Source organism: Prauserella sediminis (assembly GCF_014195435.1).
Lineage (GTDB): Bacteria > Actinomycetota > Actinomycetes > Mycobacteriales > Pseudonocardiaceae > Prauserella > Prauserella salsuginis.
Genome location: NZ_JACIBS010000001.1, coordinates 3,624,459 through 3,648,215 on the forward strand (window position 1 = coordinate 3,624,459; position 23,757 = coordinate 3,648,215).

The window sequence follows — 23,757 nt, forward strand, 5'->3', positions numbered from 1 at the left end:
CGGAGGGCGGAGTCGCGGGGGTGACGGCGCAGGGGGCGAGAGCGAGGGACGTGCGGCATGAACGAGCTTCCGATCATTCTCGGATCGGGGGCCATCGTCCTGCTCGCGTCGGTGTTCGCCGTCCGGTTCTCGATCCGACTCGGACTGCCGTCGCTGCTGATCTATCTCGGTATCGGTGTGCTGCTGGGCGAAGCGGGCCTGGGCATCGAGTTCGACAATCCCGATCTCACCCAGAGTCTCGGGCTCGCGGCGCTCGTGATGATCCTGGCCGAAGGTGGGCTGACGACCCGCTGGGAGGCGGTGCGGCCCGCACTCGGACCGGGGATCGCGCTGTCCACAATGGCCATCGTGGTGACGATCCTCGTCGCGGGGTCGGCGCTGCACTGGCTGCTCGACCTCGACTGGCAGTTGGCGTTCCTGTGGGGCGCGGTCCTGGCCAGTACCGACGCGGCGGCCGTGTTCTCGATGTTGCGCGGGTCGGGGATCAACCGGCGGCTGTCGGGCACGTTGGAACTAGAGTCGGGCCTCAACGACGCGCCGGCCTACATCGCCGTGGTGCTGCTGGCGAGTGGCGCCGACGTGCAGTGGACGTTGCCGCTGGTGGTGCTGTACCAACTGGGGGCAGGTGCCGGTATCGGGCTGGCGCTCGGCTGGCTCGGTGCGCAGGCGCTGCGGCGGATCGCGCTGCCGGCCACCGGCCTGTACCCACTGGCGACCGTCGCGGTGTGCGTGGTCGCCTACTCGGCCGGGCAGCTCGGCCAGGCGTCCGGGCTGCTCGCCACCTACCTGGCGGGGCTCGTGCTCGGCAACGCCCGGCTGCCGCACCGCGGTGACACGCTGTCGTTCGCCGAGGGACTCGGCTGGATGGCCCAGATCGGGCTGTTCGTGCTGCTCGGGCTGTTCGCCTCGCCGGAACGCCTGGTGCACGGCATCGTGCCCGGCCTGGTCGCGGGCGCGGTCGTACTGGTGCTCGCCAGGCCCGTGTCGGTACTGGTGTCGATGTTGCCGTTCCGGCTCCCGTGGCGGGAGCAGGTGTTCCTGTCGTGGGCGGGGCTGCGGGGTGCGGTGCCGATCGTGCTGGCGACGATCCCTCTGGCCGAGGGGCTGCCCGGCGCGCAGGGGCTGCTCGACGCCGTGTTCGTGATCGTCATCGTCTTCACGCTGCTGCAGGGGGCGCTGCTCGGCCCGGTCGCGCGGCTGCTCGGGCTCGCCCGCACGGGGCAACCCGAGGAGCTCGACGTCGACGCGGCACCGCTGGACGAGCTGGGCGCGGTGTTGCTGCAGGTCGCGATCCGGCCGGACTCCCGGCTGCACGGGGTGTACCTGCGCGAGCTGCGCCTGCCCACCGGTTCGGGCGTCAGCCTGGTGGTGCGAGACGGGGCGAGCTTCACCCCCGGCGCGGGGACGCGGCTGAAGTCGGGGGACCGATTGCTGGTCGTCACCACCAGCGAGGCGCGCAGTCGTGCCGAGCGGCGGATCCGTGCGGTCGACCGCGCTGGGCCGCTGGCCGCGTGGAAGGGCGAGTCCGGCGACTGACCACCGGGGAGGGTCGAGGTGGCCGGGGTGGACAATGGACCGGTGAACACCGAGCGTGAACCCGAGACCGCCACGTCCGGCGAACCGGCGGGCACCGGCGGTCGACCGGCCCGGTACGTCGTGCTGCTCGCGTCCGTGGCCCTGGTCGCCTACCTGATCGACCTCGGCACGAAGGTCGCGGCGACCACCGCGCTGGAAGGCGAAGAGCCGGTCCGCATCCTCGGTGGCATCGTCTACCTGCAGCTCATCCGTAACCCTTACGCCGCGTTCGGGATGGACTTCGGGGGCACGTGGATCCTCGCGCTGGTCGCCCTCGCGGTCGTGGGTGTGATCATCTGGTTCGCCAGGAAGCTGCGTTCGACCGGCTGGGCGATCGGTCTCGGCCTCGTACTCGCCGGTGCGCTGGGCAATCTGACCGATCGGGTGTTCCGTGCCCCCGCGCCGATGCACGGGCACGTGGTCGACTTCCTTTCCGTGTTCGGCCCCGACGGCCGGTACTTCCCGGTGTTCAACGCGGCCGATTCGGCCATCACGGTCGGCGCGGTCCTGATCGTGGTGTTGTCGGTCCTCGGCCGCGACTACGACGGCGCGATCACCCGCGGGCCGAAGAAGAACACCGGCGACGCCGACGACGATGGTGCAGCGGCCGCTCCCGACACCGGTTCCGACGTCGACGCACCGTCGGGGACCGCAACCGGGACCGCGGCAGCCGAACCGGCGGACGGATCGCGGTCCGGCACTGCCGGGCGGACGAACCCGGAGGACGAGGCATGAGCGCCCGGATGCTGCCCGTGCCGGACGGGCTCGACGGCATGCGCGTCGACGCGGGGCTGGCCAAGCTGCTCGGCCTGTCGCGCACGGTGGTGGCGGAGCTCGCGGGCAAGGGCGACGTGCTCCTCGACGGCGTGCCCGCAGGCAAGTCGGACCGGCTGGTCGCGGGCGGACTCCTCGAGGTCACCCTTCCCGAACCGGAGGAGCCGCCGCAGGTCGTGGCCGAGCCGGTCGACGGGCTGAAGGTGCTGCACGAGGACGACGACATCGTCGTGGTCGACAAACCGGTCGGTGTCGCCGTGCACCCGAGTCCCGGCTGGGAGGGCCCGACCGTCATCGGCGGTCTCGCCGCCGCAGGACTGCGGATCTCCACGTCGGGAGGGGCGGAGCGGCAGGGCGTGGTGCACCGCCTCGACGCGGGCACGACCGGCACGATGGTCGTGGCCAAGAGCGAGCACGCCTACACGGTGCTCAAGCGTGCGTTCAAGGAGCGCACCGTCGAGAAGCGCTACCACGCGCTGGTGCAGGGCCATCCGGATCCGATGCGCGGCACGATCGACGCGCCCATCGACCGTCATCCGACCCGCGACTACAAGTTCGCGGTCGTGCAGGGCGGGCGGCCCTCGGTGACGCACTACGAAGTGATCGAGGCGTTCCGCGCGGCGTCGCTGGCCGACGTCAAGCTGGAGACAGGCCGGACGCACCAGATCCGCGTGCACTTCTCCGCACTGCGGCACCCGTGTGTGGGCGATGCGACCTACGGTGCGGATCCCGCGCTGGCGCGCAGGCTCGGCGTGACGCGCCAGTGGCTGCACGCACGGGCCCTCGGCTTCGCCCACCCGGCGGACGGCCGGTGGGTCGAGTTCACGAGCGACTATCCGGACGATCTGGCTCACGCGCTGGAGATCCTGCGCGCCGAATCCTGACGACGTCGGGGCCGACGACACGGGCCCGGTACCGCGCAGGCCTGAGGCGGAACGTGTGGCACGAGGTCATCGCCCGCCGCCGGCGCGGTGGTCAGGCGTCGTCGTGGCGTGTCCACGACGCGCTCTGCGGCGGTCCCCATGTGCTGATCACCGGGTCGATCGCCTGCCGGGACTCGTCCGCTTCGGCGGGCTCGGCGGCGGGTGGCGGTGCCGCTGGCGACTCGGTGGGCGGCGGTGGTGCCGTGTCCGGCGCGGCCGTGCCCGGTGGTGAAGCCGTGCCCGGTGGTGAAGTGGGCGGTGGTGAAGTGGGCGGTTGTGGAGTGGGCGGTTGTGCGGTGGGCGGGGCCGGATACGGCGGGCCCGCGGGGAGAGGTCCGCTCGGAGTAGGAGGGCCGGCCGGAGGCGGCACCGACGGACCCGGCCGCCCCTGCCGCTCCGGATACGCGGGCCTGCCCTGCGGTGCGGCGGCCCCGAAACCCGGCGCTGCCCCGGAACCCGGTACAGGCCCGGAACCCGGTGCGGTGATGTTCGGCGGGTTGGTGTTCGGGGACGCTGGCGCGGCCGCGAGTGCGGCGCGTAACCGGTTGCCGTCGGCTTCGACACCGACCTGCAACGGTAGGCCCGTCGCCGAGAGTGCCAGCAGTCGCTGAGCGACCTCGCGCGGATCCATGCCGGCACGCGACGCGATGTCGACGACCGACGCCCTGCCCAGGTCGGCGACGACCTGCAGCAGCCGTGCGTCAGCGGGATCGGTGACGGACACGCCACCGACGATACCGTGACCGGCCACGGCCGCCGGGCGCAGTCGAAACGGGCAGCCGGAACGCGCGACAGCCGTTATCCTCGTCGCCCATGGATGACGTCGTGGCGCTCGCTGATGAGTACATGGACCTGATGTTCGACGTGGACCCGCTGATGCCGGCGATTCTCGGGATCGATCCCGAGCGATCGGGGCTGGAGGACCTCGGGGAGGAGGCCGAGCAGCGGCAGTGGCGGGCCCTGACCGACATCGTCACTCGGGCGAAGGCGATCGACCCGGCGCGGTTGTCGGGTGAGAGCAGTACGACGAGGGACGTGCTGATCGCGGCGGCGCAGGCTCGCCTCGAGAGCCTCGACGCGAAGACCGTCGAGTTCTGTGTCAGCGACGGATTCCAGGCGCCGGCCACGGGGGTGTTGATGCTGCTGCCGATGACGCCCGTCGCCACGGTGGGGCAGGCCGCCGCGCAGCTCGACAGACTCCGCGCGGTCCCCGGTTTCCTGGAGGAGGCCGCCGAACGGCATCGCACGGGGATCGCCGCGGGACGCAGGCCGGTCGCCCGTGGCGTGCGGAACGCGATCGCCCACATCGACCGCTATCTGGCCGACTCGGGCGCCGACCCGTTGCTGCGCCAGGAGGCGCCCGCCGACGCGCCCGACTTCGCCGCCGAGCGGGAGCAGATCCTCGCCGAACGCGTCCGGCCCGCGTTCCGCCGGTACCGCGATGTGCTGGAAACCGAGATCCTGCCCCGCGGCAGGCCCGACGAGGAGTCCGGCGTGTGCCACGTGCCCGGCGGGGAGACGATCTACCGTTCGCTGGCGCGCGTGCACACGACGACCGATCGCACCGCCGACGAGTTGCACGAGACGGGGCTGCGGTTGATCGGTGAGCTGGCCGAGGAGTACCGCGAGATCGGTGGGCGGGTCTTCGGCACCGGCGATCTGCAGGAGATCTTCCGGCGGTTGCGCACCGACAAGGAACTGCGCTGGAACAGCGGGGACGAACTGCTGGAGGCTTCCCGGGAGGCGGTGGCCCGCGCCGAGCGGGCCACGCCGGAGTGGTTCGGCACGATCCCGTCGGAGCAGTGTGTGGTGGAGGCCGTACCCGAGGCGGAGGCCCCGGGGTCGGCGCCCGCGTACTACCTCTCGCCCGCGACCGACGGGTCACGTCCCGGCATGTACTTCGCCAACACGTACCAGGCCGAGGAGCGGTTCCGGCACACCGTCGAGGCCACCGCCTTCCACGAGGCCGTTCCCGGTCACCACTTCCAGATCAGCCGCGCGCTGGGGCTCACGGACCTGCCACTGCTGCGCAGGCTCGGTGACTTCAACGCCTACACCGAGGGTTGGGGCCTGTACGCGGAACGACTGGCGCACGAGATGGGCCTGTACTCCGGTGACGTGACGCTACTCGGCATGCTGAGCAACGACTCGATGCGCGCGGGCAGGCTCGTCGTGGACACGGGGCTGCACGCGAAGGGCTGGAGCAGGCAGCAGGCGATCGACTACCTGCTGGAGAACACGCCCATGCCGGAGGTGGAGATCGTCTCGGAGGTCGACCGGTACATCAACTGGCCCGGCCAGGCGCTGGCGTACATGGTGGGCAGGCTGGAGATCGAGCGGGTGCGTGCGAAGGCCGAGGAGACGCTGGGGGAGGCCTTCGACATCCGGGCGTTCCACGACGTGGTGCTGGGCGGCGGTGCGATGCCGCTGTCGGTACTCGACGGGGTCGTATCCGCATGGGCGGGAGCGACCGAGGTGGCGGCCTCGTAGTCGGCGGGTCCCTTCGCGGTCTCAGCCGGCGTCGACGCAGATGCCGGCGCCCTTGTCGATCATGCCGTCGGGGCAGCTGCGGGTCTGGTCGGAGCCGAGCAGCATTCCCGCCGTGACCAGGGCGGCGAGTGCGAGCAACGACGGCATGCCGACCAGCGTCCACCAGCGGCGCAGACAGGTGGCGCGGCCACAGGCCGGCATCTGCTCCGAGTGCGACGACGCCTCGCCGCACTGGCACGGCGGCCACATCCGCTGACGACGTTTCCCCATGGCGCGCAGGATAGTCGCTGCGAGCCGCGGCCGCGGCCCGTGTCGGTGACGTCGACAGGGTCGCGGCGTTGCGGGTACACCTCGGGGTATGGGCGATCAGCGCAATCCCGACGAGCCGACGACAGAGGGGCCGGCCGAGCCACCGCCGCTGTCCCCGGACGTACCCGTGCCGCCGCATCCGGATGCCGGTGGCGGCACCGAGGACGTGCCGGAACCGCCGAACCGCGACGAGGTCGACACCGGACTGCCCGGCCGGCAGCGCCGAGAGCTGCAGGGAAACGACGACGTCAACCCGGATGCCGGGGCGGTCGAGCCCCCCGACTAGTCAGCGGCCGCTGACCCTGCCGTCCTCCGCGCCGGTCACCGTGCCCTGCGCGACCGAGGCAGGGGCAGCGGCGGCGGCAGCCGCACCGGTTCCCGGCCGCGGCCGACGCCGCTGCGGCGCGCGGCCTTCGGGCTGTGCCGGACGCGGCAGGTCGGGCGGTTCGGGCAACGGCAACGTCACCGGCTCCGCCACCAGCGTCACCGTGTCGCCGTAATGGCGCAGCGACACCGGTCCGCCGTCGGTGAGTGTGTACGTCACCTCGTCCTTCCTGACCTCGACCCGGAACCGCGCCTGCCGGAAACACACGTGGAAGGCGATGAAGTCGAGGTCGCGCGGCAGTCGGGGCCGGAACGACAGCTCGCCGTCGTGGTCGCGCATGCCGCCGAACCCTGCGACGAGCGCGATCCACGCGCCCGCGAGGGACGCGATGTGCAGGCCGTTGCGTACGTTGCCGTGGACGTCGCGCAGGTCGACGAGCGCCGCCTCGGCCAGGTAGTCGTAGGCCAGGTCGGAATGGCCGCACTCGGCCGCCAGCACCGCCTGTGTGGCGGCCGACAACGACGAGTCCCGCACGGTGAGTGCCTCGTAGTAGGCGAAGTTGCGCCGCTTCTCCTCGTCGGTGAACGCGTCGCCGCGCAGGTGCATGGCCAGAACCAGGTCCGCCTGCTTGACCACCTGCTTGCGGTACAGGTCGAAGTACGGGAAGTGCAGCAGCAGCGGGTAGGCCGACGCCGGCGTCGCCTGGAAGTTCCAGCGCGCGTGTTCGGTGAACCGTTCGGACTGCGGGTGTACGTCGAGCAGGTCGTCGTAGGGCACGAGCATCGCCCTGGCCGCCGCAAGCCACGCCTTGATCTCGTGCTCGGTCACCGACAGGCGGGCGGCGACGTCCGGCTGGCGGTTGCACGATGCGGCGGCCTCGAACAGGTTCCGCTGCGCCATCAGATTCGTGTAGACGTTGTTGTCCACAATGGCCGAATACTCGTCGGGCCCGGTGACGCCGTCGATGCGGAACCCGCCGTGCGGATCGTGGTGGCCGAGCGACACCCACAGCCGAGCGGTCTCGGCCAGCAGTTCCGTGCCGTGATCACGTTCGAACTCGGTGTCACCCGTGGCGGCGAGGTAGCGGGCCACGGCGTCGGCGATGTCGGCGTTGACGTGGAACGCCGCCGTGCCGGCCGGCCAGTACGCCGAACACTCGTCCCCGTTTATCGAACGCCAGGGGAACGCCGATCCGCGCAGCCCCAGTTGCTGCGCGCGGCTACGCGCCTTATCCAATGTGGAGTGTCGCCAGCGCAGTGCGTCCCCGGCGGCGCCGGGCAACGTGTAGGTGAGGGCCTGTGCGACGAACGTTTCGCTGTCCCAGAACGCGTGCCCGTCGTATCCGGGGCCCGTCAGTCCCTTGCCGGGGATGGCGCGGCTCTCGCCGCGGGCGCCGGCCTGCAGCACGTGGAACAGCGCGAATCGCAGCGCCTGTTGCAGCTCCGGATCGCCCTCGAGCTCGACGTCCGCCGAGGTCCAGAAGTCGTCGAGGAACTGCCGCTGTTCAGCAAGCAGGCCTTCCCACCCGGTCTGACGCGCCCCGGCCAGTGCCGCGTCCACCTGGGAACGCAGCGCCGGGATCGAACGCTGTGCCGACCAGCCGTAGCCGAGGTACTTCGTCAGCTGGAGTTTCCCGCCCTCGGCGACGTTGACGGCGACCGTCAACCGGGCGAGATCGTCCTCGACGGCGATGTCGGTGCGAAGGCCGGTGCCGTTGGGAGCCCCGATCTCGTGGTCCATCGCCGCGGCCATGCGCAGGTCGGACCGGCTCGTCCGGTGGATCAGCACCGCACCGTAGTCGGCTGCGGTCATGTACTCGCAGTGCAGCGGTGCCTCCAGGGCGGCGGCGACCCGGGGATCGCCGGTCTCGGCTTCGATCGGTTCGTTCGTCAGCAGGTCGGACTGCGCCACGAGCTGCATCTCGCCGTCGAGGGGTTCGACCTCGTACCGGATCGCCACCACCGCTCGTTGCGAGAACGACACCAGGCGTTCGCTGCGCACGCGCACCCGCCTGCCCGTCGGCGAGGTCCACTCCGTCTCCCGCCGCAGCGTGCCGGAGCGGAAGTCGAGCACGCGGTGGTGTGCCGTGGTGTGGCCGTAGCGCAGGTCGAGTGGCTCGTCCTCGACGAGCAGGCGGATGATCTTGCCGTCGGTGACGTTGACGACCGTCTGGCCTGCCTCCGGGTAGCCGTACCCCGCCTCGGCGTAGGGCAGCGGGTGTTCCTCGTAGAACCCGTTCAGATACGTCCCGGGCCTGCCGCGCGGCTCGGCCTCCTCGAGTGTCGCGCGCAGGCCGATGTGCCCGTTGGACAGTGCGAACGTCGATTCGGTCTGGGTGAGCCCCTTCAGGTCGAGACCCCGCCACAGCAGCTGCCACGGCGAGCATTCGTAACCTCGTGTTCCGGTCATGGCACCTCCAGCAGGTCGGCGAGGTCGGCTACGACCACGTCGGCGCCGTGTTCGCGCAGCGCGGCTGGCTGTCCGGCCCGGTCGACGCCGACGACGTGGCCGAAGCCGCCGGTTCGGCCCGCTTCGACCCCGGCGAGCGCGTCCTCGAACACGGCGGCGGCCTCGGGTGCGACTCCCAGCTGCCGGGCACAGACGAGGAACGAATCGGGCGCGGGTTTGCCGCGCAGACCTTCGCCGGCGATCGTCACGCCGTCGACGCGGGCCTGCACGTACCCGTCCAGGCCCGCGGCGCCCAGCACGTGGACCGCGTTCGCCGACGACGTGACGACGCCGATCGCGAGGCCTGCCTCCCGCACGGCAGTCAGATACCGCACCGAGCCCGGGAACGGGGTCACGCCCGTCTCGTCGATGAGCCGCATGACCAGGTCGTTCTTGCGGGTGCCGATGCCGTGGACCGTCTCCGCATCCGGCGGGTCGTCCGGACCGCCCTCCGGCGGGTCGAGGCTGCGTGAGGCGAGGAACGCACGCACACCGTCGAGCCGTGGCCGCCCGTCGACGTAGGTGGCGTAGTCCTCGTCGGTGAAGGGCGTGTCCCCGTGGCGGGCGAGCACCTCGTCGAACGTGCGCTTCCATGCGGCCCGGTGCAGGGACGCCGTGCTGGTGAGCACGCCGTCGAGATCGAACAGGCAGGCGGTGATCGTCGCGGGAAGGCCGATCATGTGCCTCCACGCTAGTGGGCTCGTCGTCACCCTGCCATCTGCACAGCGCTCGCGGGTCAACGTTGATCGGGCCGAGCTGATCGGGCTCACCGGCGCGGACGAACCCGGTGGATCACCTCGGCATGGTCTCGTCCGTGAGCCGGTGGGAGCCGACCCGGCCGTGGCCGCACTCGGCGGTGACCGGTCCGTGCGCGCGGAGGCGCCGCGTTACCCGCGAGACGGCCGGGTCGCTCATGCCCGTGGCGACGGTGAGTTCACCCGGACGTTTCCGCTCCGGCCGTGACGTCCAGCCCCGCCATGAGGTCGCTCTCGGTGATTCCCGGCCCGCCGCCCGCCCGGATGAACCACTCGGTGCCGAAAGCGAACCCGAACGCCTCATCGGGCATGGCGAGGAAGAACGACTGTTCGGCGATCTGACTGGCGTGCGCCCGCATAGCCGCGCGCTTGGCGTTCAGATACGGGGTCACGTCGACCGCCGCGGTGAGGACCGATTCGGGGCTGCCGAACTCGGGAGCGTCGTCGAGATCCGGCAGTTCGATGCCCGCGAGTTCCGGGTTGTCGGCCAGCTGTGCGAGTCCCCTGACCATGTGGTCGCGGTTCTGCGTGGCCTCGTAGACGCGTGGCGTGCCGGCGAGCTCCGCCGCGCGCATGCCCACCCGGTGCACCTGGATGTGGTCGGGATGGCCGTAGCCGCCGTGCGAGTCGTAGACGGTGAGGACGTCGGCGGCCTCTTCCCGGAGGAGGTCGGCCAGCTGCTGCGCGGCCTCGGTCACGTCGGCCTGCCAGAAGGTGCCCGGTTCGTCGTTGGAGGGCTCGCCCATCATGCCGGAGTCGGTGTAGCCGAGAAACTCGACGCGGGCGGCGCCGAGGATGTCGGCGGCGGCGTGGGTCTCGGCGACCCGCCGTCGCCACAGCGGTTCCCCCGGTTCGAGCACGCCGTCGGTCACCTCGCCGAGTTCACCCCGCGTGGCGACCACGAGCACGACCCGGTGCCCTTGGTCGGCTGCCATGCGCATCACGCCGCCGCACGTGATGCACTCGTCGTCCGGATGCGCGTGAAAAGTCACCAGCGTCGCCATGGAAACGACCGTAGCCGTTCGGGTCCGCGCCGGTTGCGGCGACGGCCGGGTGCGGCGACGGCCGGGTGGGGCGACGGTCGCGGCGAGAGTGGTGTGGTCACCGTGCCGCAGTGACGGGCCGTGTCGGAGATGCGCCGCGGGTGCGTGAACGAGGTCCGACTGTGGTGGACGCTCGGAAGTGCCGCATTCGCATTCGGCGATTAATCGTAGAACGAATGAAGTTCGTGAGTTACTTTCCAGATGATGTCCATTAAGGACAAGCCAATGCCGGGTGAGGTCGGGTATTGAAGTTCGTTTGCGACGGGCGTACCGTTTTCCGCAGCGGCGTCGGGGCCGTTGACGCATCGTCGATTGGTGACGGCGATTGGTGACAGTTTCGCCGATTCGCAGCGGGTTTCGCCGAGTGAATTCGGCTCGGGGCAGGTGAGATCGCGGACGGTCGGCTCCGATTTGTTCGCCGCTGCGGGTACTCGTCATATCGCGGGATGTGGCGTGATCCTCCGGTGAGTCCGGCGGGCCGCGGGTCGACGACGAGCCACGGGAACGGCGGACGTCACGGACGGCGGGGTTCACCGAACGACGGGGCGTCGCCGAACGGCGGGTGGCACTGAACGGCAGGTGTCACCGAGACGGCAGGTGTCACCGAGTGACGGAGCGTCGGGTGCTGCGGCGCTGCGGCGGTGTTGCGGTGCTGTGGTGTTGCGGGGCACCGATCCGGGGTTCCGACGTCGGGGCGGGACAACAGAGTATGGAATCCGGGGGAGGGAATTTCATGGAGACGGTCGTCGGCGCAAGATTCGGCGCGGGCACGATCTCGGCCACCGGGGTCGAAGTGGTGATCGAACCTCGGAGTGGCGGGTTGGTGGTGACGCACGTGCTGGGAGAGATCGACCTGCTCGGTGTTTCCCTGTTGCGTCCCTGCTTCGAACGTCAATTACGGAGTGTGCGGGCTCTGGTTCTCGATTTCACTGAGACGAGCTACTTGAGCGCGGCGGGATTGTCTCTGCTGTTGCAGACCGGAGCCGATGCGCGGTCGCGGAACATTCCGTGGGCGCTCGCCGCGGCACGGCCGGTCCTGCGTCCGATCGAGGTGACCGGTCTGGAGCGGCAACTTCCGGTCTACCGTGACGTCCCACCCGCGGTCGACGCGGTGCGCATGCCCAGCAGGTCGATGTCGGCATAAGTCGCGGTCGGTCGCGGCCGGCGTCGACGGAGGTTCGGACGGCTGGGCGGGCGTCGTCGGTCGCGGCCGGTGTGAACCGGACTCTCCGGCTCGGTCACCGATGGAGGCGGAGCTCGACGTCAGCCGCACCCGGGGAGTGAATTCCCGGTGTCATTCCGGCTTCCGACCGGCGAACTACTGTTGAACGGTGATCACGGGTCGTTCGGTATTCACCTGCCGCCCCACTCGGTCGATGGAGTGCCGGGGCGCCACGGGCCCAGTACGGTCGCGCGCATGGACACCACTGCGCTGCCCGACGCCCTGCGCCGCGCACTTCCACTGCTGACCACCGAGCCGGCGGCCGCGCCGCTGCAGGACGGCTACCTCGACCTGCTGGGCGCCGAGGAGCCGCAGCCGAGTGGTCCGGTGCAGTCGCTGTGGGAATCGCGCGCGGGCACGGCCGTCTACGAACCGGTGCAGGCATTCGCCAGGAAGGTTGTCGCGCGGCTGCGGCCGCCGGCCGAGCGGTTGCACTTGCCGGAGGGCGGGACGGCGCTCGACGTCGGATGCGGGCCCGGCACCGTGACCGCGGAGCTGGGACGTGATGTCGGCCGCCGGGGACTCGCGATCGGTGTCGACGTGTCACGGTCGATGCTGCGACGCGCGGCTGAGGCCCATTCCGGGGCCAACGTCGGGTTCCTGAGGGCCGACGTCACGGACCTGCCGCTGCGGGATGCGAGCGTCGACGCCGTGACGTGCCTGATGGTGCTGCAACTCGTGCATGATCAGGAGACGGCGCTGGCCGAATGCGCCAGGGTCGTCGCACCCGGTGGCCGGATCGCGGTCCTGCAACCGGGATACGCCGGGCCGGGCGCGGGTGCCGTCGCCGCGGCGGCGGGCCTCGCCGGACTGCGGATGCCGGGTCACCGGGCCATCGCGGCCACGTTGCGGGCTCACGGCATGACCGTCGTCGAGGCCGAGACGACGGCGCCCGTCGCGCGGGTGCTCGCCGAGAAGCCGGGACCCGAGCGCGCCTGACGGGCCCGGCGTCAGAGCAGGCTGCTCGGGTCGGCCGGGACGTCCACCGCGTGGTCGCGGAGCACGTCGAGCGGGATGACCTCGGCGGCCCGTTCGTGGGTCGCGGCCAGTACGACCGGCGGAGCGGCGCCGGCCTCGTGTGCCTGGAGCCAGCGGTCGGCGCAGACGCACCACCGGTCTCCCGGAGTGAGGCCGGGGAAGCCGAACTCGGGGCGTGCCGTCGTGAGGTCGTTGCCCATTGCCCGCTGCTGGGTGAGGAACTCGGTCGTCACCACGGCGCAGACCGAATGATTACCCGGATCGTCGTCGCCCGTCTCGCAGCATCCGGTGCGGTAGTAGCCGGTCAGCGGGTCCTTACCGCACGGTTCGAGCTCGTCGCCGAGAATGTTGCGCTCGCTCATGGTTCCACGGTGACACGTTCGGTGGCCGCACCGACAGCGGTCGGCCGGATTCGGGTGCGGTCGATGCGCCCGTTGTAGGTTTCGGCGGCGGCAGCCGGCGACGGCGGTTCAGTCGGGATGGGCGATGAACGTGCCCTTCGACTTCAAGGTCTGCACGAGGCCGCGCTCGCGCAGGATGCGGGTGGCCTTGCGGACGGTGTCGAGAGCGACGCCGTACTCCTCGGCCAGGGACCGCTCACCTGGCATGCGCCTGCCAGGGGTCCATTCGCCGCTGGCGATGAGTCCGGCGAGGTGTTCGGCCAGCAGCTCGTATTCGTATCCGGTCTTGTTGTCCGGGTTGTACTTGCGTGGTGCGGGACCGCTCATGACCTCGACATTAGAACGGTCCCGAGCTGCACGAAGTTGTGGAACGCGGCACACCGCGTCGGTCGGCGTCGGTCCGCGTCACACCATTGTGCAACGCGCTGTAGCGCGGCTGTCCCGTTCCGTGCTAGTTTTCCCGCCATCAGCGCGCGTCGCGGGCCGCTCACCAGCGTTGACGCACTGAATGCCGGATTGGGGCCGCGCGTCCCGGGTCGGCACAACATCACACCGATGCACCGTCGGCTCTGGGCAGGTGTCGACGCTGTCCAGCGTCATGAACTGCCCAGTGTCATGAACTGCCCAGTGTCATGAACTGCCCAGGGTCACGAGTTGCCCAGCGTCACGAGCTGTCCAGCGTCGTCACTGTGCGGTTTCAGCGGGCGCGGTGCGCGGCGGAGGACGTCAGGGAACGGGGGAGCCGATCGTGGGCATCAGTGGCAGGGCCGATCTGCCGTGGACGGCGGTGGCCGTCGGGGAGGCGCGTCTCCGTGGCGCCGAACCCGGTCCGTACGAGGAGGACGGCGACGAGTGGAGGCGTCGTCAGGAGGCGCTGGACGTCGAGGCCTGGGAGGCGCGGCGGCGAGGCCGCACCGTGCGGTTGTGGTGTGCGGAGCTGCTGGTGCGAACGACGGCACGGGACGTCGAGGACGCGACCTTTCGGCTCGTGACGTTGGCGCACCCGTACCACCGCACCGGCCATGCCCGGCGGCTCTGTTCGGTGGCAGGTCCGGTCCGGTGGAGTCCGCCGGGATCGGTGGACGCCGCCGTGGACGGGCGCCTGCACGGCGGCCCGCATCCGTCGTCCGGACCGGAGTACGAGACTCTCGTGGGGGGTCTACCGTGCGGTCCGGACGTGCCTCGCCGGGACGCGGAACGTGCGCAGTCCGCCGATCACGCCGCGGCGCTCGAACTGGCGGGCCGCGGTGTACGCCGGACGCTGCCGCAGACGTCCATGCCGGGCCCGTGCTGGCAGGTGTGGCAGCGGGTCTCCTTCTTGGCGGGCCCGGGGGATGCTCCCGCCAGGGCCGCCGAGCTGGCGGCGACGATCGTCGACACGCGAGGTGCGCCGGCAGCGGCCGTCACCCGGATCGAACCGCAGGACGGCAGGCGTGACCCCGGGGAGGGGCGCCTGGTCCATCCGGCCTGCGATGCCGGTCCGCGCGTGATCGACGCGTTGTGGGACGACTTCGATGCGGTCGAGGCGGGCCTCGGCGATCCGGGAGAGCCCGTCGCCCTTGCCTCGGTGTGCCTGGCGGCTGCGAGGGAGGTGCGCGCCGAGTTCGGCCTCGTGTCCGGTCGGCCGGTGCCGGCTGGTGGCCGGGTCCGGTGTGCCGTGGCGGGCCATGCAGAGGGCGATGCGCCCGGCACGGATCGGTGACGGGTGAACCCTCAGACCGCGGACGCCGATGCCCCGGAGCCGCCGGGCGTGCCGCGCAACACCTCGACGTGGTCCGTGCCCGGCTTGCCGCACACCCAGCTCGATCCCGCGAGGTTCTTGGCGTGCTTCTTCAACGGCGCCAGCAGCCGGGAGATCTCGCCGTAGGACTCGACCGACCGTCGCAGGCACCACAGCGTGGACAACGACACGGTGACCGGCATGCCGTCCGCCGACCAGTGGGTGTCCAGCATCGCGTCGGCGAGCGGGCGGATCGTGTCCGGCCCGCACGAGATGAGAAAGTCGTCGCCGCCGACGTGGCTGACGGTCACGCCGCCCAGGTCGGTCGCGAGGCGCGTGAGCGCCCGCCCGATCGCGCGGATGACGTCGTCCCCCGCGGCGAAACCGGCCGTGTCGTTGATCGTCTTGAACGAGTCGATGTCCAGCCAGCCGACGACGAGCGATTCGTTCGCGGCGAGGCGACGGTCGACGTCCCTCGCCACGGCGTCACTGCCGGGCAGGCGGGTCAGCGGGTTCAGGGCCGCGGCCTGCTCCACCTTGGCCTCGGCCATGCCGCGAACGAGCTCGTGCATCAGCACCACGCCCTGACAGCGGCCCGATTCGTCGATGACGACCACGTCGTCCGAGGCGCGCCCCGACGGGCTGTCGCTGACGAGATCGAGCACCTCGAGTGCGGACGCCGAGTTCCGGATCACGTGCGGCGGGTCGGCGAGCCGCTGTGCCGGGCGGTGCGCGTGGAGCGCGTGGCCGAACGGGCCGGTGACGGCGAGCAGGAACCGGGTGCGGTCGATCGACCAGCGCGGCCTGCCGTCGGCGTCGACGCCGACGAGGCCGCTGAGTGCGACGTCGTCGACGAGGACCGTGCGCACTTCGTCGCACGTGGCGTCGGCGGCGACGGTCCTGGCAGGACGGAGGAAGTCCTTGATCGCGGGTGTGCCGCCGGACGGGTACACGTCGCGGCCCTGGTGGGCGGGGGCGATGGCGCCGGCGGGGACGGAGCCGGGTCCTGCCGGAGCGAACAGGTTTCCCTGGACGAGGCCGATCCCGAGGCCGCGGACCATGTCCAGCTGGTCCTCGGATTCGATGCCGGTCGCGACGAGCCGGACACCGGTGCGGTCGGCGAAGTGCACGAGCGCCTCGGTCAACGCGGCCGTCGGGGTGTCGTCCGGCAGCCGGCGGAGTGAACTGCGGTCCAGCTTCACCATGTCGGTCTGGGACTCGGCGAGCAGATTGAGTGGCAGGTCGGCGGCGCCGAGTCCGTCGAAGGCGAGTCGGAAGCCGTGTGCGGTGAGCCGGTTCAGTCCGTCGAGCAGGGCGGCGGGCGGGGCTGTGTGGAAGGGCGGGCCGACTTCGAAGACGACCTCGTGGGGTCGGCGTCCGGTCTCCTGTAACGCGGTGAGGAGCGGTTCCAGTGAGGACGAGGGGGAGGCGGCCGTCAGTGCCGTGATGTTGAGGTGCAGCGGCAGTCGCATGGCCTGGTGTTCGGCCTCATGGATCGCACGGGCCGCGAGGCCCGTGTCGGCTTGAACCAGCCTGCCGAGGCGCATGGCTGATTCAAGCAGTTCGCTTATGCGGCCCGCGGCAGGGCGGGCCAGTGCTTCCACAGCCACCGCACTGCCGGTGTGCAGGCTGTAGAGCGGTTGGAAGGCGAATTGAACCTGGTTCAACACCGACTCCTGTCCGTCCGAATCCGGGGGCATCCGGACCGACTCAGCGAGCAGTTGTCCGATACTCACACAAGCGTGCTGAGTCCATCAACCATGACGGTCACACGCGAGCGTCGGTCCCTGTTCGTCCGGGCGAAATCTTGCTGAACGAACCGGCTGCGCCCCGTGACACGAACGTGTGCCTTCGGCAAGGGTGCCAGCGTGAACACGATGAACAGAAGACAGGTGCTGCGAACGGGTTCGCTCGCTGCTGTGGGTGGCGTCACACTTGCCGGGCCTGCGGTCGCGGCCGGCGCCGAGCAGCCGTTCCGGCACGGGGTGGCCTCGGGGGACCCGCTGCCCGACAGTGTGCTGCTGTGGACGCGCCTGACCCCGTCAGCAGGCGCCACACCCGGTTCGGGCAGGGGAGAGGAGTCGCTCGTGGGCTGGGAGGTGGCCCACGACGCCGGTTTCCGTCGGATCGCTGCGCGCGGACATGTGCGGACCGGCCCCGATCGCGATCACACGGTCAAGGCCGATGTGGTCGGGCTCGATCCGGACACGTGGTACTTCTATCGATTCTCCTGGCGTGGCAGCAGCTCACCCGTCGGCCGTACCCGCACGGCCCCCGCCGTCGGCAGTGCGGTGGCGAGCCTGCGCTTCGGCGTCGTCTCGTGCTCGAACTGGCAGGCCGGGCAGTTCGCTGCGTACCGGCACCTGGCCGAGCGGGGTGATCTCGACCTGGTGATCCATCTCGGGGACTACCTGTACGAGTACGGCGCCGAGTCCGATGCGCCGCGCCGGCACGATCCGCCGGTCGAGATGACGACGCTGGAGCACTACCGCCGACGGCATGCGCAGTACAAGACGGATCCGTCGTTGCAGGCCCTGCATGCGGCAGCGCCGTTCGCGGTCACGTGGGACGACCACGAGTCGGCCAACGACGCGTGGTCGGGTGGCGCCGAGAACCACACCGAGCCGGACGAGGGCGCGTGGGCCGACCGCAAGGCCGTGTCCCAGCAGGCGTACGCGGAGTGGATGCCGGTGCGTTACGAGCCTGGGGGCAAGTTGTACCGGAGGCTGACGTTCGGCTCGCTGGCCGAACTGTCCATGCTGGACCTTCGGTCCTATCGCAGTGAGCAGGTTGCGCACCCGTTCGACCGGGGCGTCCACGACGAGGAGCGCACCATCACGGGCAAGGAGCAGTTGGACTGGCTCACGGCCGGACTCACGACCGCTACCTCGCAGTGGAAGCTCGTGGGCAATTCTGTGATGATCTCGCCCGTGCAGTTTCCATCCACATTGAACAATCGCGAACTCGAGGCGGTCGCAGAGATACTCGGTCCCATCGAGGGCGTTCCGTACAATGTGGATCAATGGGACGGTTATACGTCCGATCGGGCGGAGGTGTTGCGGGCGCTGCGCGACCACGGTGTTTCCGGAACCGTGTTTCTCACCGGTGATATCCACTCCGGGTGGGCCGCCGATCTACCTGCCGACCCGATGACATATCCGTTGAGCGGTGACTCTGTCGCGACCGAACTGGTCTGCACCTCGGTCACGAGCGACAACCTCGACGACTACCTGAAGCTGCCGCCCCGCACGCTGTCGCTGGTCGTCGAAGCGGTCATCAAGCTCGCCAACCCGCATGTGAAGTACCTCGACTTCGACTCGCACGGCTTTTCGGTCCTCGAGGTCACGCCCGCGCATGTGCGTATGGACTGGTTCCGGCTCGCCGATCGCGCCGACCCTGCCAGCGCTGCCGAGGTCACGGCGTCCTACCGCGTACCTGCGGGCTCCGACAAGCTCGAGCGGGCTCCGCGCTCGATGGACGGGATCGTCCCGCGACACGAGGCCGCGACGGAACACGAGCTCGCGGCCGCGCACCGGCAGGCACTGGCACGGCAGGAGGCGCGATGAACGACGAGATCACTACGCCCGGCGCGGCGGCATCGGACGGCACGGACGTGTCGAGGCGCCGGTTTCTGCGGGTCGCGACGACCACCGGCGCCGCCGTCGTGCTGTCCACGGCGGCGGGGGTGCCGGCGGTGTCGGCATCGCAGGCAGGAGTACACGGTGCCGGTGGCGCGGGGGAGAAGAAGCTGCGCGTCTACGTTCTCGTCGTCGACGGACTGCGGCCGGACGAGATCACCCCGGACACGACTCCCCACCTGTACACGCTGCGTGCCGAGGGAACGAACTTCCCGCAGGCGCGGGCGCTGCCGGTGATGGAGACGTTGCCCAATCACGTGATGATGATGACCGGCGTGCGGCCGGACCGTTCCGGCGTGCCTGCCAACGATGTCTACGACCGTGCGGAAGGCGCGGTGCGCACGCTCGACCGGCCGTCGGACATCCGGGTGCCCACCCTGCTCGAGCGCGTTGCGGAGACCGGCCGGGTGAGCGGAAGCGTGCTCAGCAAGGAGTACCTGTACACGATCTTCGGGGAGCGGGCGAGCGTCCGCTGGGAACCGGAGCCGCTGATCCCGATCACCGACCACGCGCCGGACCTGGCGACGAAGCTGGCGCTGTCGGCCATGGTGGCCGAGACCGATCCCGACCTGGTGTTCGTCAACCTCGGTGACGTGGACAGGGTCGGCCATGCGGATCTGACCGGCACGTCGCTGGGCCTGTTGCGTGCGGGTGCGCTGAGTGCGACGGATGCGTACGTCGGCCGGTTCGTCGACGAACTGCGCAGCAGCGGACGCTGGGAGTCGAGCGTGGTCATGGTGATCGCGGACCATTCGATGGACTGGTCGCACGGTCACAAGGTGATCTCGCTGCAGGCGCCACTGGAGGCCGATGCGGCGCTGGCCGGCAGGATCGCGATCGCGCAGAACGGCGGAGCGGACCTGCTGACCTTCACCGGTCCCGAGGCCGACCGTGCTGCGGCCGTGGCACGGATGCGCGAGATCGCGCTCGCCACGCCGGGTGTGCTGTCGGTCCATCGGCCCGGCTCGCTGCGGCTCGCGCCGGACTGCGCAGACCTGGTCGTGTACTGCAAGGCGGGCTGGCGCTTCTCGGATCCGACTCCGATATCGAATCCGATCCCGGGCAACCACGGCCACCCGGCGACCGAGCCGATCCCGTTCTTCATCGCGGGCGGGCATCCGCGAGTGCGCAAGGGGGCGATGTCGTCGGCCCCGGCCACCACGGTCGACGTGGCGCCCACCGTGGGCGAGCTACTCGGTCTGCCGCCGATCGAGGGCGGCTACGACGGCGATGTCCGGCGGGAAGCGCTATTTTCAAGGGGAGGGTAGTCCATCTCATAAAAATTCTGATTCGCAATCCGAATCGGCCGACAGTGATGATCTCGATCACCGGAATTGTGCCTGTTCGCACACCTCGAAATTGCGGTCCGTGCACATTGCAGTGTTTCATGACGATGTCATGGTGGTAACAGAACGATAACGGTACAACATTCTGGCAACCGGAGCGCAGGCAGCGGAGCACCCTCGCGGAGATCTCACGATTTTCGCGAGGGTGTTCTTGTTGATTCATACGCAACGCGTTGCCGAATACGCTACGAACTTAGATCCCGTATCACTCATCAGGCTCGTGGACTAGAGCTGCGGCGAAATATCCGTACAAACACACCCTGAGTAGTGCTCGCTCGGCCGAACGTGTCGGCTTGTTGCGGAGGTCACAAAACCCTTGGATGTGTAACGGAGGCGCGGTTGCGCATGGCGCGCATTGGCGCTCCGACCTGGCAGAACGCCGCTCGCCGCGCCGTGGCGAGCGGCGCTGTTCCGCTCGTCGCGGCCCGCTCGAGCGGTATACGAGGGGTGAAAATTCACGTCACGCCATGGACCCATTGATCGAACGGCGAGTTTGTGAATAGATTGTGGCTCAGGCGGTTTGCGCGGGATCAGTGCGGATCACGGCGCAATTCCGCCCAGTCGGGGCGAAGGGCCGCGTCAGGTGTGACGCGCGATACTCAGGCTGCGCACAATGCGCGCCGCGGGCTGATTTGAACCGCGATCGATACATCGCGTCGTCGGCCCGGGATTTTTCTGTGCCCTTCCCCGACGTGTTCGCGGCCGTATCTCCGCACCGATGTGCGCCGAGAGGTGCAGGCGAGACTGCGGTGAGCCGGCCACGGACGATCAAGCACCGATCCGCCGAACGTGGAGGGAACCTAATGCAGGAATCAGCGGCTGGCACCACCGATGCGCAGGCCGAAGTCGCAGAGAAGAGCCGCGCCGACGCGCATCCCGACCAGGCGTTCGGTTCCGACCCGCTGGCCGTTCGGGAGAGCGACCACTACGCCGAGGAGTACAACGAGGGCTTCGTCGACAAGTGGGACGAGCTGATCGACTGGAAGGGCCGGTACGAGAGCGAGGGCAGCTTCTTCGTCGACCTGCTCCGTAAGCACGGTGTCGAGTCCGTGCTCGACGCTGCGACCGGCACGGGCTTCCACTCCGTGCGCATGCTCGAGGCGGGCTTCGACACGACGAGTGTCGACGGTGCCGCCGAGATGCTGGCCAAGGCGTTCGAGAACGGCAAGCAGTACGGCGACTACGTCCTGAAGGTCGTGCACTCCGACTGGCGCTGGCTCAGCAAGGACGTGCAGGGCAAGTACGACGCGATCGTCTGCCTCGGCAACTCCTTCACGCACCTGTTCGACGAGAACGACCGGCGTAAAGCGCTCGCCGAGTTCTACGCCGTGCTCAAGCACGACGGCCTCCTGATCATCGACCAGCGCAACTACGACTCGATCCTCGATGACGGGTTCTCGAGCAAGCACACGTACTACTACTGCGGTGACCAGGTCAGCGCAGAGCCCGAGTACGTCGACGACGGCCTCGCCCGCTTCCGCTACGAGTTCCCCGACGGCTCGCTCTACCACCTCAACATGTTCCCGCTGCGCAAGAACTACCTGCGCCGGCTGCTGCGTGAGGTCGGTTTCCAGAAGGTCGACACGTACGGCGACTTCCAGGAGGCCTACGGCAACGACAACGCGCCGGACTTCTTCGTGCACGTCGCGACGAAGGAGTACCTGGAGAGCGCGATGACGGAGAACTACTCGAGCGCGGTCAACACCGCGCGCGAGTACTACAACTCCGAGGACGCGGACAACTTCTACTACCACGTCTGGGGTGGCACCGACATCCACGTCGGCCTCTACCAGTCCGAGAACGAGGAGATCGCTGCGGCCAGCCGCCGCACGGTCGAGCAGATGGCGAACAAGCTCGACCTCAAGAAGGGTCAGAAGGTGCTGGACCTGGGTGCGGGCTATGGGGGTGCCGCCCGTTACCTGGCCGAGACCTACGGTGTACACGTGACGTGCCTGAACCTTTCCGAGGTCGAGAACGACCGGAACCGGCAGTTCAACAAGGACGCGGGCCTTGCCAAGCTGATCGACGTCGTCGACGGCGACTTCGAGAACCTCGCGTTCAACGACAACGAGTTCGACGTCATCTGGTCGCAGGACGCCTACCTGCACAGCGGTGACCGTGTCCGCGTGGTCGAGGAGGCCGTGCGCGTTCTCAAGCCGAACGGCCAGATGGTCTTCACCGACCCGATGGCCGCGGACAACTGCGACACGTCGTCGCTGCAGCCGATCCTCGACCGGCTGCACCTGGACAGCCTCGGCGCGCCCGGCTTCTACAAGAAGGAGCTGACGCGCCTCGGCATGAAGTCGGTCGAGTTCGACGACCACACCCACCAGCTCTCGAACCACTACGGTCGCGTGCTGGCCGAGCTGGAGAAGCGGGAGGACGAGCTGGCGGGCACGATCAGCCAGGACTACCGCGACCGCATGAAGCTCGGCCTCAAGAACTGGGTGGCCGGCGGCAAGTCCGGCAACCTCGCGTGGGGCATCTTCCACGTCAAGGCGTGATCCGGCGCCACATCGCAAGAAAGTTCACGAGAACAAGTAAGACCGCTCCCGTCGACAAGAAGGAAGCATTTTGACTACAGGCAGGTTGTTCACGAGTGAGTCGGTGACCGAGGGTCATCCTGACAAGATTTGTGACGCGATCAGCGACACGATTTTGGATGCGATGTTGGCGCAGGACCCGCGGTCGCGGGTTGCGGTGGAGTCGATGGTGACGACTGGTCAGGTGCATGTGGCTGGTGAGGTGACCACGGCGGCGAACATCGATACGACGGCGTTGATTCGTCAGGCTGTGTTGGATATCGGGTATGACTCCTCGGAGAAGGGCTTTGATGGCGCTTCGTGTGGGGTGAGTGTGTCGATTGGTGCGCAGTCGCCGGATATTGCGCAGGGTGTGGACACGGCGTATGAGTCGCGTCTGGAGAACGCTCTGGATGATCTGGATAAGCAGGGTGCTGGTGATCAGGGGTTGATGTTCGGGTATGCCTGCTCGGACACGCCGGAGTTGATGCCGTTGCCGATTGCGTTGGCGCATCGGTTGTCGTTGCGGTTGTCGCAGGTGCGTAAGAACGGCACGGTGCCGTATTTGCGTGCGGATGGTAAGACGCAGGTGACGATCGAGTACGACAAGGACAAGCCGGTCCGGTTGGACACGGTGGTGCTTTCGTCGCAGCATGCTGAGGGTGTCGATCTGGACAAGCAGCTTGCGGCTGATGTGCAGAAGTATGTGATTGATCCGGAGATCGAGGATCTGGGTCTGCAGGCGGAGAATCCGACGATTCTGATCAATCCGACGGGCCGGTTTGTGGTTGGTGGTCCGATGGGTGATGCGGGTCTGACGGGTCGGAAGATCATTGTTGACACCTATGGCGGGATGGCCCGTCATGGTGGTGGCGCGTTCTCGGGTAAGGACCCGTCGAAGGTGGACCGGTCGGCGGCGTATGCGACGCGGTGGGTGGCCAAGAACGTGGTGGCTGCTGGTTTGGCGGATCGGGCCGAGGTGCAGGTCGCGTATGCGATCGGTAAGGCGGCTCCGGTGGGTCTGTTCGTGGAGACTTTCGGTACGGAGAAGGTGGCGCCGGAGAAGATCCAGGCGGCGATCAACGAGGTGTTCGACCTGCGTCCGGCGGCGATCATCCGTGATCTGGATCTGCTGCGGCCGATCTACGCGCAGACGGCGGCCTATGGTCACTTCGGCCGTCCGGATGCGAACCTGCCGTGGGAGAACACCAACCGCGCGGCGGCGTTGAAGGACGCAGCCAAGGCCTGACGGTGAATCCGGCGCCGGAGGAGGCCGGTAGCAGCCAGT

The 23,757-nt window shown here is 69.2% G+C and carries 20 protein-coding genes; 12 read left to right on the plus strand and 8 right to left on the minus strand.

Features of this window, described 5'->3' with window-relative positions:
- Positions 1–57 precede the first annotated feature (57 nt).
- From FB384_RS16440 to FB384_RS16450, 3 genes are read left to right on the plus strand one after another with little or no spacing between them, the layout of a single operon-like run.
- Positions 58–1,536: a potassium/proton antiporter gene (locus tag FB384_RS16440; RefSeq protein WP_183784059.1), complete on the plus strand. Its 1,479-nt coding sequence runs from the start codon at positions 58–60 to the stop codon at positions 1,534–1,536.
- A 42-nt stretch (positions 1,537–1,578) separates the two neighbouring features.
- Complete coding sequence (lspA, locus tag FB384_RS16445) at positions 1,579–2,310, plus strand: signal peptidase II (protein WP_183784061.1); 732 nt, start codon at positions 1,579–1,581, stop codon at positions 2,308–2,310.
- Positions 2,307–3,233 (plus strand): RluA family pseudouridine synthase, encoded by a 927-nt coding sequence (locus FB384_RS16450; protein WP_183784062.1) that lies wholly within the window; start codon positions 2,307–2,309, stop codon positions 3,231–3,233. The genes lspA and FB384_RS16450 overlap by 4 nt, the downstream gene beginning before the upstream one ends.
- Before the next feature lie 91 nt (positions 3,234–3,324).
- Here the strand turns inward: FB384_RS16450 and FB384_RS16455 are convergent, their stop codons facing one another.
- Positions 3,325–3,996, minus strand: coding sequence for an AsnC family protein (locus FB384_RS16455; RefSeq protein ID WP_183784064.1), 672 nt, complete (start codon positions 3,994–3,996; stop codon positions 3,325–3,327).
- An 89-nt stretch (positions 3,997–4,085) separates the two neighbouring features.
- Here FB384_RS16455 and FB384_RS16460 point away from each other — a divergent pair, with 89 nt between their 5' ends.
- A complete protein-coding gene (locus FB384_RS16460; RefSeq protein ID WP_183784066.1) occupies positions 4,086–5,762 on the plus strand; it encodes a DUF885 domain-containing protein in 1,677 nt (558 codons plus the stop codon).
- Positions 5,763–5,783: 21 nt separating this feature from the next.
- Here FB384_RS16460 and FB384_RS16465 read toward each other — a convergent pair whose 3' ends face one another.
- Positions 5,784–6,032 carry a hypothetical protein gene (locus tag FB384_RS16465; RefSeq protein ID WP_183784068.1) on the minus strand — a complete coding sequence of 83 codons (249 nt, stop codon included), beginning with the start codon at positions 6,030–6,032 and terminating at the stop codon, positions 5,784–5,786.
- A gap of 88 nt (positions 6,033–6,120) precedes the next feature.
- Here FB384_RS16465 and FB384_RS16470 point away from each other — a divergent pair, with 88 nt between their 5' ends.
- A complete protein-coding gene (locus FB384_RS16470) occupies positions 6,121–6,357 on the plus strand; it encodes a hypothetical protein (protein ID WP_183784070.1) in 237 nt (78 codons plus the stop codon).
- On the opposite strand, the gene FB384_RS16475 is transcribed toward FB384_RS16470, so the two are convergent.
- The 3 genes from FB384_RS16475 to FB384_RS16485 form a co-directional block, all read right to left on the minus strand.
- Complete coding sequence (locus FB384_RS16475) at positions 6,358–8,805, minus strand: glycoside hydrolase family 65 protein (RefSeq protein WP_183784072.1); 2,448 nt, start codon at positions 8,803–8,805, stop codon at positions 6,358–6,360.
- Positions 8,802–9,524 carry a beta-phosphoglucomutase family hydrolase gene (locus FB384_RS16480; RefSeq protein WP_183784074.1) on the minus strand — a complete coding sequence of 241 codons (723 nt, stop codon included), beginning with the start codon at positions 9,522–9,524 and terminating at the stop codon, positions 8,802–8,804. Before FB384_RS16480 ends, FB384_RS16475 begins: the two co-directional genes overlap by 4 nt.
- Positions 9,525–9,778: 254 nt before the next feature.
- Entirely contained in the window at positions 9,779–10,603 is an 825-nt protein-coding gene (locus FB384_RS16485; protein WP_183784076.1) for a PIG-L family deacetylase, read from the minus strand.
- Between the two features lie 772 nt (positions 10,604–11,375).
- Between FB384_RS16485 and FB384_RS16490 the strand changes: the two genes are divergently transcribed.
- Positions 11,376–11,786: an STAS domain-containing protein gene (locus FB384_RS16490; RefSeq protein ID WP_183784078.1), complete on the plus strand. Its 411-nt coding sequence runs from the start codon at positions 11,376–11,378 to the stop codon at positions 11,784–11,786.
- Between the two features lie 273 nt (positions 11,787–12,059).
- Positions 12,060–12,803: a class I SAM-dependent methyltransferase gene (locus tag FB384_RS16495; RefSeq protein ID WP_183784080.1), complete on the plus strand. Its 744-nt coding sequence runs from the start codon at positions 12,060–12,062 to the stop codon at positions 12,801–12,803.
- Positions 12,804–12,814: 11 nt separating this feature from the next.
- On the opposite strand, the gene FB384_RS16500 is transcribed toward FB384_RS16495, so the two are convergent.
- Together FB384_RS16500 and FB384_RS16505 are read right to left on the minus strand one after the other, a co-directional pair.
- Positions 12,815–13,204: a DUF2237 family protein gene (locus tag FB384_RS16500; RefSeq protein WP_183784081.1), complete on the minus strand. Its 390-nt coding sequence runs from the start codon at positions 13,202–13,204 to the stop codon at positions 12,815–12,817.
- A gap of 108 nt (positions 13,205–13,312) precedes the next feature.
- Entirely contained in the window at positions 13,313–13,570 is a 258-nt protein-coding gene (locus tag FB384_RS16505; RefSeq protein ID WP_183784083.1) for a winged helix-turn-helix domain-containing protein, read from the minus strand.
- 421 nt (positions 13,571–13,991) lie between these two features.
- Here FB384_RS16505 and FB384_RS16510 point away from each other — a divergent pair, with 421 nt between their 5' ends.
- Complete coding sequence (locus FB384_RS16510) at positions 13,992–14,945, plus strand: hypothetical protein (protein WP_183784085.1); 954 nt, start codon at positions 13,992–13,994, stop codon at positions 14,943–14,945.
- 11 nt (positions 14,946–14,956) lie between these two features.
- Here the strand turns inward: FB384_RS16510 and FB384_RS16515 are convergent, their stop codons facing one another.
- A complete protein-coding gene (locus tag FB384_RS16515) occupies positions 14,957–16,663 on the minus strand; it encodes a GGDEF domain-containing protein (protein WP_183785660.1) in 1,707 nt (568 codons plus the stop codon).
- A gap of 177 nt (positions 16,664–16,840) precedes the next feature.
- Here FB384_RS16515 and FB384_RS16520 point away from each other — a divergent pair, with 177 nt between their 5' ends.
- The 4 genes from FB384_RS16520 to metK all read left to right on the plus strand — a co-directional run bounded on the left by FB384_RS16520 (position 16,841) and on the right by metK (position 23,718).
- A complete protein-coding gene (locus tag FB384_RS16520; RefSeq protein WP_183784087.1) occupies positions 16,841–18,529 on the plus strand; it encodes an alkaline phosphatase D family protein in 1,689 nt (562 codons plus the stop codon).
- On the plus strand, positions 18,526–19,869 hold the full coding sequence (locus FB384_RS16525; RefSeq protein WP_183784089.1) for an alkaline phosphatase family protein: 1,344 nt from the start codon (positions 18,526–18,528) through the stop codon (positions 19,867–19,869). The genes FB384_RS16520 and FB384_RS16525 overlap by 4 nt, the downstream gene beginning before the upstream one ends.
- A gap of 881 nt (positions 19,870–20,750) precedes the next feature.
- Positions 20,751–22,451 (plus strand): glycine/sarcosine N-methyltransferase, encoded by a 1,701-nt coding sequence (locus FB384_RS16530; protein ID WP_183784091.1) that lies wholly within the window; start codon positions 20,751–20,753, stop codon positions 22,449–22,451.
- A 67-nt stretch (positions 22,452–22,518) separates the two neighbouring features.
- Positions 22,519–23,718, plus strand: a complete 1,200-nt coding sequence (gene metK / locus FB384_RS16535; protein ID WP_323985298.1) for a methionine adenosyltransferase — start codon at positions 22,519–22,521, stop codon at positions 23,716–23,718.
- Positions 23,719–23,757: the final 39 nt, after the last annotated feature.

Excerpts from the sequence above, each read along its gene's own strand:
- FB384_RS16440 (WP_183784059.1), top strand. The coding sequence starts at position 58 with ATGAACGAGCTTCCGATCATTCTCGGATCGGGGGCCATCGTCCTGCTC.
- FB384_RS16450 (WP_183784062.1), top strand. The coding sequence starts at position 2,307 with ATGAGCGCCCGGATGCTGCCCGTGCCGGACGGGCTCGACGGCATGCGC.
- FB384_RS16460 (WP_183784066.1), top strand. The coding sequence starts at position 4,086 with ATGGATGACGTCGTGGCGCTCGCTGATGAGTACATGGACCTGATGTTC.
- FB384_RS16465 (WP_183784068.1), bottom strand. The coding sequence starts at position 6,032 with ATGGGGAAACGTCGTCAGCGGATGTGGCCGCCGTGCCAGTGCGGCGAG.
- FB384_RS16470 (WP_183784070.1), top strand. The coding sequence starts at position 6,121 with ATGGGCGATCAGCGCAATCCCGACGAGCCGACGACAGAGGGGCCGGCC.
- FB384_RS16475 (WP_183784072.1), bottom strand. The coding sequence starts at position 8,805 with ATGACCGGAACACGAGGTTACGAATGCTCGCCGTGGCAGCTGCTGTGG.
- FB384_RS16480 (WP_183784074.1), bottom strand. The coding sequence starts at position 9,524 with ATGATCGGCCTTCCCGCGACGATCACCGCCTGCCTGTTCGATCTCGAC.
- FB384_RS16485 (WP_183784076.1), bottom strand. The coding sequence starts at position 10,603 with ATGGCGACGCTGGTGACTTTTCACGCGCATCCGGACGACGAGTGCATC.
- FB384_RS16490 (WP_183784078.1), top strand. The coding sequence starts at position 11,376 with ATGGAGACGGTCGTCGGCGCAAGATTCGGCGCGGGCACGATCTCGGCC.
- FB384_RS16495 (WP_183784080.1), top strand. The coding sequence starts at position 12,060 with ATGGACACCACTGCGCTGCCCGACGCCCTGCGCCGCGCACTTCCACTG.
- FB384_RS16500 (WP_183784081.1), bottom strand. The coding sequence starts at position 13,204 with ATGAGCGAGCGCAACATTCTCGGCGACGAGCTCGAACCGTGCGGTAAG.
- FB384_RS16505 (WP_183784083.1), bottom strand. The coding sequence starts at position 13,570 with ATGAGCGGTCCCGCACCACGCAAGTACAACCCGGACAACAAGACCGGA.
- FB384_RS16515 (WP_183785660.1), bottom strand. The coding sequence starts at position 16,663 with ATGCCCCCGGATTCGGACGGACAGGAGTCGGTGTTGAACCAGGTTCAA.
- FB384_RS16520 (WP_183784087.1), top strand. The coding sequence starts at position 16,841 with ATGAACAGAAGACAGGTGCTGCGAACGGGTTCGCTCGCTGCTGTGGGT.
- FB384_RS16525 (WP_183784089.1), top strand. The coding sequence starts at position 18,526 with ATGAACGACGAGATCACTACGCCCGGCGCGGCGGCATCGGACGGCACG.
- FB384_RS16530 (WP_183784091.1), top strand. The coding sequence starts at position 20,751 with ATGCAGGAATCAGCGGCTGGCACCACCGATGCGCAGGCCGAAGTCGCA.